This window comes from Amycolatopsis sp. cg9 (assembly GCF_041346945.1).
Taxonomy (GTDB): Bacteria; Actinomycetota; Actinomycetes; order Mycobacteriales; family Pseudonocardiaceae; genus Amycolatopsis.
Genome location: NZ_CP166850.1, coordinates 4,980,344 through 4,997,940 on the forward strand (window position 1 = coordinate 4,980,344; position 17,597 = coordinate 4,997,940).

At 73.0% G+C, this 17,597-nt stretch carries 16 protein-coding genes; 13 read left to right on the forward strand and 3 right to left on the reverse strand.

Going from position 1 to position 17,597, the window contains the following annotated elements; translation table 11 throughout:
• Nucleotide 1: 1 nt before the first annotated feature.
• Nucleotides 2-3,928: a type VII secretion protein EccCa gene (eccCa, locus tag AB5J73_RS23870; RefSeq protein ID WP_370972397.1), complete on the reverse strand. Its 3,927-nt coding sequence runs from the start codon at nucleotides 3,926-3,928 to the stop codon at nucleotides 2-4.
• Nucleotides 3,929-4,070: 142 nt separating this feature from the next.
• On the opposite strand from eccCa, the gene AB5J73_RS23875 reads away from it, so the two are divergent.
• Genes AB5J73_RS23875 through eccD form a run of 6 tightly spaced genes read left to right on the forward strand, consistent with a single transcriptional unit; the run spans nucleotide 4,071 to nucleotide 9,453 of the window.
• Nucleotides 4,071-4,844 carry a WXG100 family type VII secretion target gene (locus AB5J73_RS23875; RefSeq protein WP_370972399.1) on the forward strand — a complete coding sequence of 258 codons (774 nt, stop codon included), beginning with the start codon at nucleotides 4,071-4,073 and terminating at the stop codon, nucleotides 4,842-4,844.
• A 31-nt stretch (nucleotides 4,845-4,875) separates the two neighbouring features.
• Nucleotides 4,876-5,931: a hypothetical protein gene (locus tag AB5J73_RS23880; RefSeq protein WP_370972401.1), complete on the forward strand. Its 1,056-nt coding sequence runs from the start codon at nucleotides 4,876-4,878 to the stop codon at nucleotides 5,929-5,931.
• Nucleotides 5,932-5,934: 3 nt separating this feature from the next.
• The gene (locus tag AB5J73_RS23885; protein WP_370972403.1) at nucleotides 5,935-7,296 is read left to right on the forward strand and encodes a WXG100 family type VII secretion target; all 1,362 of its coding nucleotides are present in this window, start codon (nucleotides 5,935-5,937) and stop codon (nucleotides 7,294-7,296) included.
• Nucleotides 7,296-7,766 (forward strand): hypothetical protein, encoded by a 471-nt coding sequence (locus AB5J73_RS23890; RefSeq protein ID WP_370972405.1) that lies wholly within the window; start codon nucleotides 7,296-7,298, stop codon nucleotides 7,764-7,766. The genes AB5J73_RS23885 and AB5J73_RS23890 overlap by 1 nt, the downstream gene beginning before the upstream one ends.
• The gene (locus tag AB5J73_RS23895) at nucleotides 7,763-8,083 is read left to right on the forward strand and encodes a YbaB/EbfC family nucleoid-associated protein (RefSeq protein WP_247012473.1); all 321 of its coding nucleotides are present in this window, start codon (nucleotides 7,763-7,765) and stop codon (nucleotides 8,081-8,083) included. The genes AB5J73_RS23890 and AB5J73_RS23895 overlap by 4 nt, the downstream gene beginning before the upstream one ends.
• Nucleotides 8,083-9,453, forward strand: coding sequence for a type VII secretion integral membrane protein EccD (gene eccD / locus AB5J73_RS23900; RefSeq protein WP_370972407.1), 1,371 nt, complete (start codon nucleotides 8,083-8,085; stop codon nucleotides 9,451-9,453). The genes AB5J73_RS23895 and eccD overlap by 1 nt, the downstream gene beginning before the upstream one ends.
• Nucleotides 9,454-9,456: 3 nt before the next feature.
• On the opposite strand, the gene AB5J73_RS23905 is transcribed toward eccD, so the two are convergent.
• Complete coding sequence (locus AB5J73_RS23905; RefSeq protein WP_370972409.1) at nucleotides 9,457-10,506, reverse strand: type VII secretion protein EccE; 1,050 nt, start codon at nucleotides 10,504-10,506, stop codon at nucleotides 9,457-9,459.
• A 139-nt stretch (nucleotides 10,507-10,645) separates the two neighbouring features.
• Here AB5J73_RS23905 and eccB point away from each other — a divergent pair, with 139 nt between their 5' ends.
• From eccB to AB5J73_RS23920, 3 genes are read left to right on the forward strand one after another with little or no spacing between them, the layout of a single operon-like run.
• Nucleotides 10,646-12,067, forward strand: a complete 1,422-nt coding sequence (gene eccB, locus AB5J73_RS23910; RefSeq protein ID WP_370972411.1) for a type VII secretion protein EccB — start codon at nucleotides 10,646-10,648, stop codon at nucleotides 12,065-12,067.
• A gap of 11 nt (nucleotides 12,068-12,078) precedes the next feature.
• On the forward strand, nucleotides 12,079-12,771 hold the full coding sequence (locus tag AB5J73_RS23915) for a response regulator (protein ID WP_370972413.1): 693 nt from the start codon (nucleotides 12,079-12,081) through the stop codon (nucleotides 12,769-12,771).
• Nucleotides 12,768-13,433: a response regulator gene (locus tag AB5J73_RS23920; protein WP_370972415.1), complete on the forward strand. Its 666-nt coding sequence runs from the start codon at nucleotides 12,768-12,770 to the stop codon at nucleotides 13,431-13,433. Before AB5J73_RS23915 ends, AB5J73_RS23920 begins: the two co-directional genes overlap by 4 nt.
• Nucleotides 13,434-13,516: 83 nt before the next feature.
• Here the strand turns inward: AB5J73_RS23920 and AB5J73_RS23925 are convergent, their stop codons facing one another.
• Nucleotides 13,517-14,311 carry a carbon-nitrogen hydrolase family protein gene (locus tag AB5J73_RS23925; RefSeq protein ID WP_370972416.1) on the reverse strand — a complete coding sequence of 265 codons (795 nt, stop codon included), beginning with the start codon at nucleotides 14,309-14,311 and terminating at the stop codon, nucleotides 13,517-13,519.
• Between the two features lie 84 nt (nucleotides 14,312-14,395).
• On the opposite strand from AB5J73_RS23925, the gene hisD reads away from it, so the two are divergent.
• Genes hisD through AB5J73_RS23945 form a run of 4 tightly spaced genes read left to right on the forward strand, consistent with a single transcriptional unit; the run spans nucleotide 14,396 to nucleotide 17,572 of the window.
• On the forward strand, nucleotides 14,396-15,724 hold the full coding sequence (hisD, locus tag AB5J73_RS23930; RefSeq protein WP_370972418.1) for a histidinol dehydrogenase: 1,329 nt from the start codon (nucleotides 14,396-14,398) through the stop codon (nucleotides 15,722-15,724).
• Nucleotides 15,721-16,821 carry a histidinol-phosphate transaminase gene (locus AB5J73_RS23935; RefSeq protein WP_370972420.1) on the forward strand — a complete coding sequence of 367 codons (1,101 nt, stop codon included), beginning with the start codon at nucleotides 15,721-15,723 and terminating at the stop codon, nucleotides 16,819-16,821. Before hisD ends, AB5J73_RS23935 begins: the two co-directional genes overlap by 4 nt.
• Nucleotides 16,818-17,417, forward strand: a complete 600-nt coding sequence (gene hisB / locus AB5J73_RS23940) for an imidazoleglycerol-phosphate dehydratase HisB (RefSeq protein WP_086856650.1) — start codon at nucleotides 16,818-16,820, stop codon at nucleotides 17,415-17,417. The genes AB5J73_RS23935 and hisB overlap by 4 nt, the downstream gene beginning before the upstream one ends.
• Nucleotides 17,414-17,572, forward strand: coding sequence for a hypothetical protein (locus tag AB5J73_RS23945; protein WP_370972422.1), 159 nt, complete (start codon nucleotides 17,414-17,416; stop codon nucleotides 17,570-17,572). Before hisB ends, AB5J73_RS23945 begins: the two co-directional genes overlap by 4 nt.
• The last annotated feature ends 25 nt before the right edge of the window (nucleotides 17,573-17,597 follow it).

A 17,597-nucleotide genomic window follows, 5' to 3' on the forward strand; every position in this document is an offset into this window, starting at 1 on the left:
ATCAGCTCTCCGCCGGCTTCGTCCACGCCACCTGCACCAGCCCCGTCCCGTGCCGCCGCGACACCAGCGTGCCCCGGCCCGGTGGCTGCGGTGACGGCTTCACGTCCGCCAGCAACGCGCCCTCGTCCTTCGTCCCCGACATGATCAGACCCGGCGAACCCAGCTCCCGCAGCCGCTGCAGGACCGGCTCGAACAGCGCGCGCCCGGCGCCACCGGAACCGCGCACGATGATCACGTGCAGGCCGATGTCGCGGGCCTGGGGCAGGAACTCCAGCAGCGGCTGCAACGGGTTCCGCCCCACCGTCGCCACCAGCTCGTAGTCGTCCACCAGCACGAACAGCTCCGGGCCGCGCCACCACGAGCGGTTGCGCAGCTGCTCCGGTGTCACCGACGGGCCCGGCAACCGGTTCCGCATCGCCGTCGCGCACTCGCCGATCAGGTCGGTCAGCTTGCCTTCCGCGCCCGCGTAGCCCAGCAGGTGCGGCTCGGACACCGCGCCCAGCAGGCCGCGGCGGTAGTCCGCGACGATGATCGCCGCTTCCTCCGGGGTGTAGGCCGACGTGATGCCCTGCGCGATCGCCCGCAGCAGCGAACTCTTGCCCGATTCGACGTCGCCGAACGCCACGAAGTGCGGGTCCGCCGCGAAGTCCAGGTACACCGGGCGCAGCGTCGACTCCGCGATGCCCAGCGTGACCTGACGCGAAGGCGCCTTCGGCAACCCGTCCAACGGCACCTCGGGCGGCAGCAGCCGGACCTGCGGGGCGCGCGGGCCCTTCCACGCTTCCGAAATCCGCCGCGTCAGGTCGACGCCGCCCGCGCCGATCGTCTCCGGGCGCTGGTCCGAGTCGATGCGCGGCAGCGCCGCCAGGAAGTGGAGCTTCTCCGCCGTGATGCCGCGGCCCGGGCGGTCGGCCGGGACGTTGACCGCCACCTTGCGGTCGATCGACGAGTCCATCGGGTCGCCCAGGCGCAGCTCGAAGCGGGTGCCGATCGCGTCGCGCAGCTGCGCGCGGACGCCGATCCACTGGTTGAGCGAGACGATCACGTGGATGCCGAAGCCGAGGCCGCGGGCGGCCAGGCCGGTGATCTGCTCCTCCAGCTGCTCGTACTCCTGGCGGATCGTGGTCCAGTTGTCCACGAGCAGGAAGACGTCGCCGAACTCGCGGCCGTCGGTGCTCTCGGTGAACTCCGAACGCCGCTGCCGGAACGTCGTGATCGACTCGATCCCGTTGGCGGCGAAGAACTCCTCGCGCTGCTCCAGCAACGTCGTCAGCTCGGCGACCACGCGGCGGCAGCGCTGCGCGTCGCGGCGGGTCGCGTAGCCTGACACGTGCGGCAGCCCGGCGATCGGCGCCAGCGCGCCACCACCCATGTCCAGCACGAACAGCTGCACCTCGGCCGGGGTGTGGGTCAGCGCGAGCATGCCCGCGATGTCCTTCATCAGCGTCGACTTCCCGCTCTGCGGCGCGCCGACGATGAGCGCGTGCCCGCCCGCGCCGGAGAAGTCGGCCCAGTGCAGGTCGCGACGCTGCTCGAACGGCTTGTCCACCAGCGCGACCGGGATCGTCAGCTTGCCGTTGCCGCCCCAGCCGAGCGGGCACAGGCCGCGTGCGGCGTCTTCGCCGAGCGGCGGCAGCAGCTGGTCCAGCGTCGGCGGCTCGGCCAGCGGCGGCAGCCAGATCTGGTGCGCGGCCGGGCCGCGGCCCTCCAGCCGGGACAGCATCGCGTGGATGATCGTCTCGCCGGTGCCGTCGGCCTTGGGGGCCTCCTCGATCTCGGTCGTCACCGGGATCTCCACCGGGGCCAGGGAAAACGGCAGCACGCCGAGCTCCTGGCCGTCTTCGCGCACGACCGTGCTGCGCGGCGGCAGTTCCCCGGAGACGTAGGCGGCCTTGAGCCGGATCAGCGTGTCGGTGTCGGCCTTCAGGTACGCCGACCCCGGCACCGGCGGCAGGTGGTAGGCGTCGGCGACACCCAGCACCGCGCGGCTTTCCGCGGCGGAGAACGTCCGCAGCCCGACCCGGTACGACAGGTGCGAGTCCAGCCCGCGCAGCCGGCCTTCCTCCAGCCGTTGCGACGCCAGCAGCAGGTGGATGCCCAGTGACCGCCCGAGCCGGCCGATCGCGACGAACAGGTCGATGAACTCCGGCCGGGCGGACAGCAGCTCGCTGAACTCGTCGATGATCACCAGCAGCGACGGCAGCGGGTCCAGCGGGACGCCGTCCGCGCGCGCCTTCTCGTAGTCCCGCACCGACGCGTAGTTCCCGGCCGCGTGCAGCAGTTCCTGGCGCCGCAGCAGTTCGCCGTTCAGGGCGTCGGCCATGCGGTCGACGAGCGCGAGGTCGTCGGACAGGTTCGTGATGACCGCGCAGGTGTGCGGCAGGCCGGTCATCCCGGCGAAGGTCGCGCCGCCCTTGAAGTCGATCAGCGCCAGGTTCAGCGTCTCCGACGAGTGCATCACCGCCAGCGCCGTCACCAGCGTTCGCAGCAGCTCGCTCTTGCCCGACCCGGTCGCGCCGATGACCAGGCCGTGCGGGCCCATCCCGCCTTCGGCCGACTCCTTGAGGTCCAGCTCCACCGGGCGGCCGTCCGGGTTGACGCCCAGCGGGATCCGCAGCCGGTCGCGGGCCGCGCGCGGTGCCCACGTCACGGTGGTGTCGGTGTCGCGCGGGTCGCCGATGCCGAGCAGGCCGGACAGCCCGAACGTCGCCGACATCGGCTTCTCGCCGACGACGGCGGCCGGGGTGTGCAGCGGCGTCAGCATCCTCGCCAGCGCTTCGGCCGCGCCGCGGTCGAGGACGTCCGGGCGGCCGAGGAACCCGAGCCGCTGCTCGGTGGCGTCGCCGACGACCATGCCGAGCGACTCGGGCGCGGTGTGCAGGCTCAGCAGCCGCTCGGTCGAGTACGTCCGCGGGTGCTCCTGCCCGACCTCGAGCACGGTGACGCCGAGCCGGCCGTCCTCGCCGATCAGGCGGGGTTCGCCGTGCGCGTTGCCGCCGTCGACGACCACGACGAGGTGCGGGAGGTCGAGCTGGCTCGCCGCGCGGCGGCTGAACGCCGGGCGCTCGCCGAGGTCCGCGCCGAGCAGCTCGGCCAGCCCCGCCGCCGAGTCCGCGGCCAGGCGCCGGGAGCCGACGGCGTCGGTCGCGCCCGCCGCGGTCGCGTGCGGCAGCCACTTCGCCCATTCCCAGTCGTGCTGCCGGTCCGGGGACACGCAGATCGCGACCCGCAGGTCGCCGGGGGAGTGGAAGGTGACGAGCTGGCACAGCAGCGCCCGGGTCAGCCCGAGCACGTCCGGGCGCCGCCCGGCCACGGTCACCGCGGCGAACGACCGCAGCGACAACGCCACCGGCAGGCCGTCGACCGTCGAGTAGGTGCGGATGAAGTGCTTGAGGCTGGTGGAGGACACCGGGTCCAGGTCCTCCAGCGGCACCGTCTGCGGCGCCTTCAACGGCGTCGCCAGCCGCTGCGGCCCGGTGCCCGCGCGCACCTGCGCGAACTGGGAGTCGGCGGGCCGGCGGTCCCACAGCTTCCCGGATTCGACGTAGGCCCACAGGTCGGCCGGGTCGGGCTGGACGGCGACCATGGCCGCGCGCTGCCCGTCGGCGATGTCGCGGACCTGGGCGCGCAGCCCGGACAGGTACCGCTGGTAGTCGCGGCGCTCGTCGTTGATCTGCGCTTTCTTCGCCATCCCGCCGCGGCCGAGCGACATCACGACCATGCCGCCCATGGCGCAGATGAACAGCGCGCCGAAGATGTAGGTCATCACCCCGCCGTCACGTCCGATGTAGACGAACGACATCGCGCCCATGCCGAGCATCATCGGCAGGAACATCATCAGCTGCATCATCCCGCCGGACGAGCTCTTCGGGAGCATCGGCGGCGACTGCAGCACGATCTCGGAAGGACGCTCGGGCGTGAGGCTCATGCGGCAATGCTCCAGCGGTTCGAGGTGGCTCTGACCGGTATTTTGGCCACTTACCGCCACGCCGCGGTGGGTACTTTTGCCGTCCGCCCGCTTCCGGGGACGAACTTACGCTCAGCCGGACAAGCCATCCGGAAGGAGACCCATGGCCGGCGAGTACCGGGCTGAGCCCGAGGCGATGCGCTCCGCCGTGGGCAACGTCGGGGGCATCCTCGCCCACGGCATCAACGCCGTGGCCGATCTGGAACGCCTGGTCGTGCAGCCGATGTCGTTCGCGACCTTCGGCAGCGCCGTCGCCGCCGCGAACGCCGCGCTGCACTCCAGCCAGATCACCGCCGTCCGCACCCTCCTGCAGCTGCTGCAGCAGATCAACGGGCTGGTCAAGGCCAGCGCCGACGCCTACCAGGCGGCCGACCAGGACGCCGCCGCCGGCTACGGCGGTGGCCACGACGGGACCACCACGCCGTCGTCGTCGATCTGGGGGAACTCGCACGCCTCCGAGCTCGCCACCCTCGCCATCAACGACAGCGCGGGCGCCCACGGCGAGCCGTCGTCGGTCGGGAACGTGCTGCGCTACCTGGGGGACGCGCGGCTCGGCGGGCTCGGCGACCACCCGATCACCGACACCCGCTTCCACGGGGTCGCCGACTTCAACGACTGGCTCGCCGGCGACGCCGACAACCAGGCGCGGGTCGGGCTGATCGAGGTGTACGCGGGTACCGCGCGCACCTTCTCCGACGTTCCCGGCGGCGTGCACAGCGGGGACGTCGTGGTGGTCGAGCCGCTGCTGTTCTCCGACCGCCAGCCGGTCATCGGCGTCGCCGGCGACGGCGGCCGCCTGTACAACCACGGGCTCCTCGACGCCCGGATCAGCGGGCTGGCGAGGGTCAGCGTGTACCGGCCCGCCTCCGTCGTCTGATCCTCCGCACCCCGAGACTTTGTGAGGTCCGATGCTGACTTTCCCGAACTCCAGCGCGATGGACGCGACCGCGTCGTCGGGCGGGCCGATCACCATCCTGCCGCAGATCGTCACCGGCCAGCCGGAGCAGATCGCCAAGCACGTGCTCGACCTGGTCAAGAAGGCCGAGCAGTTCCTCAGCATGTACACCGAGCTGACCAAGGCCGCCGACCAGCTCGGCAAGATCTGGTCGGGTGCGGCGAGCGAGTCGGCGCTGAAGAAGATCTCCGACTCCCTCAAACAGCTCGAGACGATCATCAACGTCGTGCAGAAGGGTGCCGAGCTGCTCGGCGTCTCCGGCACGCTGGTCAAGACCGCGCAGGAGGCCTACCGCGCGGTGGTCTCCGCGGTGAACCCGACGGTCGCCTCGCTGATGTCGAACTGGTGGACCTATGGCGCGGCGGTCGCTTTGTCGACCGCGACGAGCGCGTCGCTGCGGGCGTTCATCACCTCGATCGGCGCGCTGCTCAAGGCGCTCGGCGCGGTCGACCTCGCCCAGCAGGTCACCACGCTCGCGCAGGTCATCGGCGAGATCGAGAAGCTCTTCCACCACGACTCCGGCAGCTCCGGCGCGACGACGCCGTCGATCGGGAACACCCCGGTCACGGCGCCCCAGGCCCCGGCGCCGGTGGCAAGCTCGGCCGGGCAGCAGGCGGTGGCGGGCGGGAGCGGCGGGGGGATCCCGCAGCAGCCTTCGTTCACCGACTACACCCCGCCCGCGCTCGCCACCGGCGGCGGTTCCAGTGGCGGCACGGCGGTGTCCGGCAACGGCACGCCGCTGAACCCGGCGAACAGCTGGATCGCCGTGGACCCGGCGCAGCACGGCGCGACCGTGCCGACCCAGCCGGCCCCGGTCACCCAGCCCGCCCCGGTCACCCAGCCGGCGCCGGTGCACAGCGCCGATGAGGTCGTCATCCACACCAACCTCACCACCGGTGAGTCCACTGTGGAGGCTCCGGGCGGCCAGGACTTCGACCTCGACATCGACCTGGACTACAACGGCAAGCACTTCAGCCAGCACGTCGGCTACGACGCGGCCGGGAACTAGCCCATGTGGTCCTCGGGGGTGGTCGACGCGTCGGGGGTGGTCAGCTCCGTGCTGTCCGGGTACCGGCGCGTGCTCGTCGAGTGCCAGCGACGCGTCACCGGTGATCCCGGTGCGCTCAGTGCGGCGTCGCAGCGGGTCGCCACCCAGGCCACCACGGTTTCGGGCAAGGCGAAGGAAATCGACGAGTCCGCCAAGACCCTGCACGCGGACTGGGACGGTGACGCCTACACCGCGTTCGCCACGGCCGCCGGGAAACTCGGCGAAGAGCTCACCGACGCGGCCACGAAGCTCGACGACCAGGCGAAACGACTCGCCACCGCGGCACAGCTGGTCCAGTCCGCGAAGGCCGCCGTCGACTCGATCATCGCCCAGTTCGACCAGTACGCCCAGCAGCTGACCGCCCAGGCCCGCGCGGTGAACTCCGGCTCGGTCGGCGCGTTCATCCAGGCCGCCCGGCAGCTCGGCGAACAGAGCGTGCAGGCCGCCCGCCAGGTCGTCGACGAGTTCTCCGACGCGCTCGCCGAGCTGTTCCCGCCCGAAGGCGTCGGACGGCTGGAGCACGAGCTGGGCAAGTGGGCGCGCGGCCCGCTGCACTGGCTCAACGGCGAACCGCTCGACGGCCGGAAGCGGCCGCGGACCGTGCCGTCGTGGTTCGGCAACTCCGGCTGGAAGAAGCTCACCTGGGACGGCCTCGAAGGCACCCGCGCGCCGAAGAAGGCGGACACGCCGTTCGGGCGGCCGGAAGCCGAGGGGCTCAAGGACAAGATCGGCCGCAACACCGAGATCACCTACTACAAGTTCCAGCACGAGCAGGACGGGTTTTCCCCCGAGTACGACGGGAAGATCACGTCGAAGGGCTGGGACGTCGGCGCGTCCGGGCACGCGGAACTCGCGGCCGTGCACGGCGAAGCCGAGCTCAAGAAGGAGTGGGGTGTCGCCGAAGCCCACGCCAAGGGCACGGTGTTCGCCGGCGGCGAGGCCGGCGCGTCCGGCACGATCGGCGCGCACGGCGTCGGCGCGCACGCGAACGCCTTCGTGGGCGGGAAGGTCGAGGGCGAGGTCGCCGCGGACGTCGCCGGCATCGGCGTCGGCGCGAACGGCACGCTGCAGTACGGCCTCGGCGCGCAGCTCGACGCCCAGGCCGTCTACGACGCCGGGCACCTCAAGGTGAACTTCAAGGCGGGCGCGGCGCTGGGCCTCGGCCTCGGCGTCGGCGCGAAGATCGACATCGACCTGCCGAAGCTCGGCCACACCATCGGCGAGTACGGCGGCGCGGCCGTCGACGCGGTCGGCCACGCGGCCGGCGACGCCGCCGACGCCGTCGGATCCGCTTGGGACGACGCCGTTTCGTACGTGGGGTTGTGATGACCCTTCCCCTCGACTTCGTCATCCCGGACGGCTGGACCGCCGTCGACCCGGGCGACTCCGGCGCGGTCTTCGTCGCCGTGCACCCGGTGCCGGGCGAGGAGTTCACGCCGAACATCACGGTCAGCGTGCAGCAGCGGCCGGACGACGCCTCGATCGACGCCGTCGCCGCCGAAGCCGTCGAACGCCTCTCGCGGACGCTGGCCGGGCTCGAAGTGCTGAGCCGCCGCGACGTCGGCGACGCGGCCGCGCCCGGCGTCATGCAGCTGCTGCGCCTGCGCACCGGCGAAGGCGACGAGCTGATCCAGACCCAGGTGCACCTGACGGTCCCCGGCGCGGTGCCGGCGGACCGGCTGGTGCTCGAGCTCGCCTGCACGGCCGCGCCCGCGACCGCGCGGCGGCTCTCACCCAGTTTCCAGCGGTTCGTGGGCAGCGTCCGCGTCCGCCAGCACGAAGGGAAAGCACAGTGACCGATCCGTACGCGGTGCCGGACATGGACGAGCTGCTCGCGCAGGTGCGCAAGCAGACCGAAGAGGTCCAGCGGATCCAGCGCACGGTCGAGGCGATGGAGGTCAAGGCGCACTCGCGGCAGAACGAGGTCACCGTCACCCTCCGCGGCGACGGCCGGTTCACCTCGATCGACATCGACCCCCGCGCGATCCGCGAGTACGACGCCCGCAACCTCTCGGAGATCGTCCTCGAGGCGGTGAACGCCGGGCTGCAGAAGCTCGCCGAGGCGTCGAACGCCAAGTTCGCCCCGGTGATCTCGGCCGCGAAAGAGATCTGATGACCGCTTCGATCACCGGGACGACGCGGCGGGTCACGGTGGTCACGCCGAGGGCCCGCGTGGACGTCGCCCTGCCGCAGCAGTCGACGTTCGCCGAGCTGGTGCCGCAGCTGGTCCGGCTGGCCGGCGCCGCCGGGCAGGCGTCGGCCGAACACCCCGGCTGGGTGCTCTCCCGGCTCGGCGGGGCGCCACTGGCCTTGGGCCTGAGCGTCGCGGCCGCCCAGATCCGGGACGGCGAAGTGCTCCACCTGACCCCGCGGGAACGCCCGCGGGGTCCGCTGCTGTTCGACGACGTCGTCGATTCGATCGCGAGCGTCGCCGACACCTCCGGCGGCTGGGGCCCGTCGGTGGCGCGCCGGTCCGGCCTGGTGGCCGCGGTGGTGCTGCTGCTGGCGGGCGGTCTCCTGGTGCAGTCGGCGGCGTCCGGCAGCGTCCTGGCGCCCATCGGCACCGGGCTGCTGGCCTTGGTGCTGCTGCTCGGCGGCGGCGCGCTCAGCCGCGCCTACGGCGACGCGGAGGCCGGGGCCGCGGGCGCGGTCGCGGGCGTCGGGGTCGCGTTGCTGGCCGGGATGTCCGTGCTGCCCCCGCACCCGCTGTTCTCGCTCTCGGCCGGCCCGCTGGCGGCCGGCTTCGCCGCGGTGACGGTGTTCGGCGTCCTGGCGGCGGTCTCGGTGGCCGACCGCCTCCCGTGGTTCGTGGCGATCACCGGAGCGGCCGGCGTCGGCGCGCTGACGACGGGCGTGGTGCTCCTGGCCGGCGTCTCACCCGCTTCGGCCGCCTCGGTGGCGGCGGTGCTCTGCACGGCGCTGGCGGCGGTGGCCCCGATGCTGTCCCTGCGCCTGGCACGCCTGCCGCTGCCCCGGGTCCCGGACGACATGGCGGCGTTCCGCGCGGACGAACAGCCGTCGCTCGGCACGGAGATGATCGGCCGGACGTCCCGCGCCCAGGCCGTGCTGACGGGCCTGCTCGTCGCGCTCGGCCTGGTGGTGCTGGCGTCTTCTGTCGTGCTGTCTTCGCGCGGCCCGTGGGAAGCGGGCCTGGCCGGGGTGCTGGGCGTGGCGTGGATCCTGCGGTCGCGGTCGTACGCGGGCCGGGCGCAGCGGCTGGTGCTCGTCGGGTTCGGGATCCTGAGCCTGGTGTGCGCCGGCGTGTGGCTGGTGGCTTCCGGCAACCGCACGGTCGTTTTCGCGGCGGGGTGCGCGGTCGTCCTGGCTGCGGCGCTTTGCCTCGTGTACGCGACGCGGGTGGCGCGGGGGCTGCGTTCGCCTTACTGGTCGCGGCTGCTGGACGTTTCCGAGTTCCTGGTGCTGCTGTCGCTGGTCCCGTTCGTGGGCATGATCTCGGGGGTCTACGAGGCCGTCCGCGGCTGACTTTCAGCTGTCCAGCGCCAGCGGCAGCGTCTGGCGAACCCCGGCACCGTGCCGGCCGTGCAGCGGGACCGCGGCCGGCGGTGCCGGGACCGAAGCACCCGGCCGCGCTCCCACCCGGATCGTCACTTCCGCCTTCTCCTTGCCGCCCGCGGTCCGCGTCAGCGTGTACGACGTCGCCGTGAACGCCGCGCCCGGGACCGCGACGTCCGGCATCCGCGTGGACCGCGGCGCGAAGCACATCTGCGGGGCACCGCCACCCCACTTCCACGCCCGCCAGCTCTCGGGCGCGCCCGACGCGGGTCCCTGGACGCCCAGCGCCACCCGCAGCTCCTTCGCCAGCTCCCCGGCCTCCAGCACGGTGCTCTGGTACCCGGCCTCGGCCAGCGCCCCCATCAGGCTCAACGCCGCCGACGCCGTGCTCCGCAGCGCCCCGAGATCGCCGCCGCCGCGGGCCAGTGCCGCGATCGGGGCCAGGTCCGGCCGGTACCGCACCGCCAGCCACCGCACGCGCAGCACCTGCTCACCGCGCGGGATGGCCCACGTCAGCAGCTGCGCCGAAGCCAGCGGGACGTCGGTCCGCCGGTAGGCCTCGCGCAGGACGTCGGCCAGCGCGCCCGGCGCGCCCGTCCCCGGCGTCAGCCGCACCAGCGCGCTCCAGCCGCCGTCGACCTCCGCGACGCCGAAGCGGTTGCCCGCGCGGTCGACGTGCTGGCGGACCTTCACCGGCCCGGCCACCGACAGCAGCGGGTCCGGGCTGTCGCGGCGGGTGTCGTGCCGCCGGAGCCGGAACACCGTCCAGGTCAGCGCCCAGCCCGCCAGGTGCCGTCCGGCGAACCGCACGGACGTCAGCAGCACGACGAGCCCGGCGACGACGCTCGCGGCGATCCGCACCGGCTGCGCGACACCGTCGACCAGCCAGGCGAGCAGGACGGCGATCGCGGCGAGCTCCCACACCGCGGCCTGCAGCGGCCGGATCGGCAGCAGCCAGGGCAGCGCGGCGGAGGCGGGCCGGGACGGTGCCGGGCGGACGGCGCCGGCGGTTTCGACGGACACGGGCTCCCCTTTCCCCGGGAACCCGACGCTACTGCCTCCCCAGATGTCGCGTGGGCGTAAAAATTACCCTCGCCGCCGCGCGGACGGGTGCTTAGCATCAATCGCTCGGAGGGACGACGCACACCGGGGGCACAGCAGCGTGTGGACGCAGCGGGACCAGATCCAGGCGTACCAGTTCCTCCGCCGCAGGCTCGTTTCCGCGCTCGTCGCCGCGGACGCCAACCACCCCGTCTCGCCCAGCCGCCGGCTCGTGCTGGCCACCGTGCTGGGACTCGTGGCCGCGCTCCTCGTCACCGCCGTCTTCGGGATCATCGGCCTGCTGAACCCGTCGGGCGGCAAGGACTGGCTCGAAGGCGGCAAGGTGATCGTCGAGGAGGGCACCGGCGCGCGGTTCGTCCTCGGTGCCGACGGCGTGCTGCACCCGGTGCTCAACTACGCGTCCGCGCGGCTGCTGGCCGGCGGCACCGGCGAAGCGACCGTGAGCGTGTCGCCGGAGAACCTCGGCAAGGCGGGCCGCGGCACCCAGATCGGCATCCCGGGCGCGCCCGACTCGCTGCCCGCGACCGGCGCCCTCGTGAACGCCGCGTGGACGAGCTGCAGCCGCACCACCCAGGACGCGCCCGCGTCGGAAGAACCGCGCACCGCCGTCCTGCTCGCCCCGCCCGCGTCCGGCGTCGAACTGCCGCGCGACCAGGGCGTGATCGTCCGGCTGCCGCAGGGGGACCGGTTCCTGCTCGCCGGCGGGCGGCGCTACAAGCTCAGCGACGAGGCCGCGACCGCGCTGCAGTTCGACAGCTACCCGACGATCGCGGTGTCCTCGCGGTGGATCGACACCGTCCCGGCCGGGCGCGACCTCGCCGCGCTGCCGGTCGACGGCGCCGGCGACCGCGGACCGGCCGTCGGCGGCCGCGACACCCGCGTCGGCGAAGTCCTCGCCGTCGTCGACGCCATGGCCGCGCCCGGCGCCGCGACTTCGTACTACCTGGTCCGCCGCGACGGACTCGAACCGGTGGGGCAGACCGAAGCGAGCCTCCTGGTGACGACGGAAGCCAACGCCGCCGCCTACTCCGGACCGCCCGCGCCGGTGGAGGTCCGCGCGGCCGACGTCGCCGCGGTGGCCAAGGTCGCCGCGCCCCGCGCCGGCGGCGCCGACCCGGCGGCCTACCCCGACCGCATCCCCGGCAAGGCGCCGATCACCGGCGGCTCGGTCGCCCTGTGCGTTCAGGGCAGCCGGTTGCTCGTTTCGGCCGAATTCCCGCTTTCCCCTGGTGCCAAGGCAATCCAGGTCGCCACCCGGACCGAAGCAAGGGTGGCGGACGAGGTGTTCGTACCTCCGTCGGGGGGAGCCGTCGTCGTCGAAGCCGGCTCGGCCACCACCTACCTGGTGACCGACACGGGCCGGAAGTACCCGGTGGTGAGCGCGCAGGCGCTGTCCTCGCTCGGTTACGGAGGAGTGGCGAAGTCACCGGTCGCAGGTAGTTTGCTGGCATTGGTGCCGACGGGCCCCGCGCTGGACCCGGCCACGGCCGGGCGGCCGGCTCCGTCGGGTGGAACGGGGTGAAAGTCGTGCAAATGACAGAAGAGCGTTCGACCGGCGAAGTGGACCAGGGGCGGGTCCGCGTCGCGGTCATCGAAGACCATCCGCTGTACCGCGTCTCCGTCGAGCGCGTGCTGGCCGAGGCCGACTTCGTCGAGCTCGGCGCGGTGGTCGATTCGGTGGCGCGGTTCCACGTGCACCGGCAGCCGCCGGGGAGCGTGGTCCTGCTCGACCTCGGGCTCCCCGGCGTGGCGGGGGCCGCGGCGGTGCTGGAGGTCTGCGAGCTCGGGCACCACGTGCTCGTGGTGTCCGCCCAGGCGGAGCCGGAGGTGGTGCTGGGCGCGATCGCGGCGGGGGCGCGCGGCTTCCTTTCGAAGGACGTCGACGCCGACGAGCTGCTGATCGCGATCAAGACGGTCGCCGGCGGCGGCGCCTACGTCTCGGCGGTGGTCGCCGGGATGATCATGAAGGACAACGCGGACCGCCCGGCCGTCTCGGCGGACGTCGAGCTGTCACCGCGCGAGGAGCAGGTGCTGCGGCTGGTGGCGGCGGGGGAACGGGACGTCGACATCGCGCTGATCCTCGGCATCGGCGTCCGCACCGTGCGGGGCTACCTCGACCGGATCCGCGACAAGACGGGCGAACGGCGGCGGCCGGGGCTGGTCAAGGAAGCCATCCGGCGCGGCTTGATCGGTGGCGCGGACCCCCGGCGCGGCGGCCGCAAATGAGCGACCCGGAGGAAACCCAGACCCCGCCCCCGCCCCCGCGGCGGATCCACGTGGGTGTGATCGAGGACCACCCGCTCTACCGGTACGCGCTGACCCGCGTGCTCACCGAGGCACCGGACGTCGAGCTCGGCGCGGTCGCCGATTCGGTGGCCCGGTTCGCGGTCCAGGACCAGCCGGCGGGCAGCGTCGTCGTCCTCGACCTCAAGCTGCGCGGCGTCCAGGACGCGGCCGCGGTCCTGGAAGTGGGGCAGATGGGGCACAAGGTGCTGGTGGTGTCCGCGCACGCGGAACAGCCGGAGGTGCTCGGCGCGATGCAGGCGGGCGCGAAGGGCTTCCTGTCCAAGGACGTCGACGGCGACGAGCTGCTGCGCGCGATCCGCACCATCGCCGACGACAACGCGTACGTGTCGCCGACGCTGGCGGGGATGATCATCCAGGACAGCGAAGAGCGGCACGCGGGGCCGAAGATCGTGCTGTCGGAACGGGAAAAGCAGGTGCTCCGGCTGGTGGCGGCCGGGGAGCGGGACGTCGACGTCGCCGAGATCCTCAACATCAGCGTCCGGACGGTCCGGTCCTACCTGGACCGCATCCGCGACAAGACCGGCGAACGGCGCCGCGCGGGCTTCGTCCGCGTCGCCATCCGCGAAGGCCTGCTCCGCTAGCCCTCCCGAAGCGGCACTTTCACGTGAAAGTGAACCGGAGTGCGCACTCCGGATCACTTTCACGTGAAAGTGCGCTTTGTGGTTCAGAGACGGCGGTTGGCCAGGGCTCCCGTGGCGGTGCGGGCCTGGGCCGACACGGCCGGGTCGACGTCCACCAGCAGCGTCTCGGGGGCGGCGCCGGCCTGGGCGATCACCCGGCCGAAGCCGTCCGACACCGTCGAGAAGCCGATGCCGGTCGGCGCCTTCGGGTTCACCGCGAGCCCGGTCGCCGCCGGGTCGGCCTGGCCGCAGCTCAGCACCCAGCAGCCCGAATCCAGGGCCCGCGCCCGCACCAGCACCTCCCACTGGTCGCGCTTGCCCTCACCGGCGCCCCACGACGCCGGCAGCAGCACGACGTCGGCGCCGTCGTCGGCCAGCGCGCGGAACAGCTCCGGGAAGCGCACGTCGTAGCAGGTCGCGACGCCGTACACGACGCCGTCGAACTCGAAGGTCACCGGCGTGGTGCCCGGGGCGACCGTGTCGGACTCGGCGAACCCGAAGGCGTCGTAGAGGTGGATCTTGTCGTAGCCGCGGTGGTGCCCGCCGCCGGTGATCAGCAGCGTGTTGCGGACCCGGCCGCCGTCGGCGGGGGTGAACATCCCGGCGACGACCACGACGTCGTACTCGGCGGCGACGGCGGCCACCGCCGAGGCCCACGGCCCGTCGAGCGGCTCCGCGACCGGCTCCAGCGGACGGCCGAAGCGCGCCATCGCCGCTTCGGGGAACACGACGATCCGCGCGCCGCCCGCCACCGCGGCCTCCACGCCGGAGCGAACGAGCTTCAGGTTCGCCTCCGGATCGTCACCCGAGTTGACCTGGCACAACGCGATTCGCGCCACCGCTGCCTCCTGCATGCTGGGATCCGCCGTCACCGGGGAGTATCGCCGACGAGTGCTCCAGTGTGACCTCGTACCCTGGAGGGCATGTTGAACCGCACCGACCTGCGCGGGCAGGTCCCGACCGCCGCCGAACTGCGCGCCACGCTGCCCCGCGCCGAATACGACGTGGACGCGGCGCTGCACCACGTGCGCCCGGTGGTCGAGGCGGTCCGTGACCGCGGTGTCGAAGCCGTCCTCGAGTACACCGAGAAGTTCGACAGGGTGCGGCCCACCGCCGTGCGGGTGCCTCGCGCCGAGCTGACGCGCGCGCTGGAGCAACTGGACCCGGCCGTGCGCGCGGCGCTCGAGGAGTCGATCACCCGCGCCCGGAAGGTGCACGCCGAGCAGCGCCGGACCGACGTCACGACGACCGTCGTCGAGGGCGGCACGGTGACCGAGAGGTGGGTGCCGGTCGAGCGCGTCGGGCTGTACGCGCCGGGCGGCCTGGCCGTGTACCCGTCGACCGTGGTGATGAACGTCGTCCCGGCGCAGATCGCCGGCGTCGGCTCCCTGGTCGTGTGCTCGCCGCCGCAGGCCGCGTTCGGCGGGCTGCCGCACCCGACCATCCTCGCCGCGGCCGAGCTGCTCGGCGTCGACGAGGTGTGGGCGGCGGGCGGCGCGCAGGCCGTCGCGCTGCTGGCGTACGGCGGCACGGACACCGACGGCGCCGAGCTCGCCCCGGTCGACGTCGTCACCGGCCCGGGCAACATCTACCTCACCGCGGCGAAGCGGCTCCTGCGCGGCCTGATCGGCATCGACTCGGAAGCCGGGCCCACCGAGATCGCGATCCTCGCCGACGAGACGGCCGACCCGGTGCACGTCGCCGCCGACCTGATCAGCCAGGCCGAGCACGACCCCCTGGCCGCGAGCGTCCTGGTGACGACGTCGGTCGAGCTGGCCGACGCCGTCGACAAGGACCTGGCGAGCCGCGTCGCCGCGACCAAGCACAGCGAGCGGGTCGCCGAAGCCCTGGGCGGCAAGCAGTCCGGCATCATCCTGGTGTCCACAGTGGATGACGGCCTGCGCGTGGTCGACGCCTACGCCGCCGAGCACCTGGAGATCCAGACGGCGGACGCGCGCGCGGTCGCGGCCCGGGTCCGCAACGCGGGCGCGATCTTCGTCGGCGCGTACGCCCCGGTTTCGCTCGGCGACTACTGCGCCGGGTCCAACCACGTGCTGCCCACCGGCGGGTTCGCCCGCCACTCCTCGGGCCTGTCGGTGCAGAGCTTCCTCAAGGGCATCCACGTCGTGGACTACTCCGAGGACGCGCTGCGCGAGGTCGCCGGCCGCGTCGTCGCGCTGGCCGACGCCGAGGACCTGCCCGCGCACGGCGAAGCCGTCGCCGCCCGGTTCGCGGGGGAGGAGCTCCGATGACGATCGGCGAAGAGATCACCCTGGCCGCGCTGCCGCTGCGCGAGGACCTGCGCGGCAAGTCCCCGTACGGCGCGCCGCAGCTGGAGGTCCCGGTCCGGCTCAACACCAACGAAAACCCGTACCCGCCGCCGCCCGAGCTGGTCGCGGACGTGGCGGAGGCGGTCCGCGCGGAGGCGGCCGAGCTGCACCGCTACCCGGACCGCGACGCCGTGGCACTGCGCCAGGACCTGGCCGACTACCTGAGCGTGTCGACGCGGGTCGTGCTGTCGGAGGCGAACGTCTGGGCCGCCAACGGGTCCAACGAGGTGCTGCAGCAGATCCTGCAGGCCTTCGGCGGTCCCGGGCGCACCGCGCTCGGCTTCGAGCCGTCGTACTCGATGCACCCGATCATCGCGTCGGGCACCCGCACCGAGTGGCTCCCGGCGCCGCGCCGCCCCGACTTCACGCTGGACACGGCGGCGGCCGCCCGGCTCATCCGCGAACGGCGCCCGGACATCGTGTTCGTCACGAGCCCGAACAACCCGACCGGCGGCTCGATCCCGCCGGACGAGCTGCGCGTGGTGGTCGAGGCGGCGACCGGGATCGTGGTGGTCGACGAGGCGTACGCGGAGTTCTCCTCGCAGGCGAGCGCGGTCGAGCTGCTGGCCGACTACCCGGCTCAGCTCATCGTGTCGCGCACGATGAGCAAGGCGTTCGCCTTCGCCGGCGGGCGGCTGGGGTACCTGGCCGCCGCCCCCGCCGTCGTCGACGCACTGCAGCTGGTGCGCCTGCCGTACCACCTTTCGCGGCTGACGCAGGCGGCCGCGCGCGCGGCACTGCGCCACGCCGACGCCACTTTGGACAGCGTGCACAAGTTGTCCGCGGAACGCGACCGCGTCGTGGAAGCGTTGGCGGGCCTCGGTTTCGACCCGGTCCCGAGCGACGCGAACTTCGTCCTCTTCGGACGGTTCGCCGACCCCGCGGCCGCGTGGCGGGCCTACCTGGACGCCGGCGTGCTGATCCGCGATCCCGGCATCGAGGGGCACCTGCGCGTGAGCATCGGCACCCCGGAAGAGAACGACGCCTTCCTCGAGGCGAGTAAGGAAGTTTCCCGATGACGCGCATCGGCAAGGTCGAGCGGACCACCAAGGAGTCCTCGATCTTCGTGCAGCTGGACCTCGACGGCACGGGCGAGGTCGACATCTCGACCGGCGTGCCGTTCTACGACCACATGCTGACGGCGTTCGGCGTCCACGGCTCCCTGGACCTCAAGGTCGAGGCGACCGGCGACGTCCACATCGACGCCCACCACACGGTGGAGGACACGGCGATCGTCCTCGGCCAGGCGATCCGCCAGGCGCTGGGCGACAAGAGCGGTATCCGCCGCTTCGGCGACGCGTGGATCCCGATGGACGAAACCCTGGCCCACGCGGCGATCGACGTGTCGGGGCGCCCGTACTGCGTGCACGTCGGCGAGCCGGAGCAGTTCAACACCTTCACGATCGGCGGCAACTACCCGTTCGTCCTCACGCGGCACGTCTTCGACTCGCTGTCGTTCCACGCGCAGATCGCCCTGCACGTCCGCGTGATCCACGGCCGCGACCCGCACCACATCGCGGAGGCGGAGTACAAGGCGGTGGCCCGAGCCCTGCGCGCGGCGACCGAGCCGGACCCGCGCGCGGGCGGCATCCCCTCCACGAAGGGCGTTCTGTGAGCAGCAGTGTCGTCGGAGTTCTTCTGCTGGCCCTCGGCGGCTTCCTGGTGGGCGGCGTGTATTCGACGTGGAAGACGGCGAAGTTCATGGCCGTGGTCCTGGGCGTCGCAGCGCTGCTGGCCATCGGCGGCGCGATCTTCTGGTTGGTGAGTTAGCCCCACCACCTCGGCCGGCGTCCCA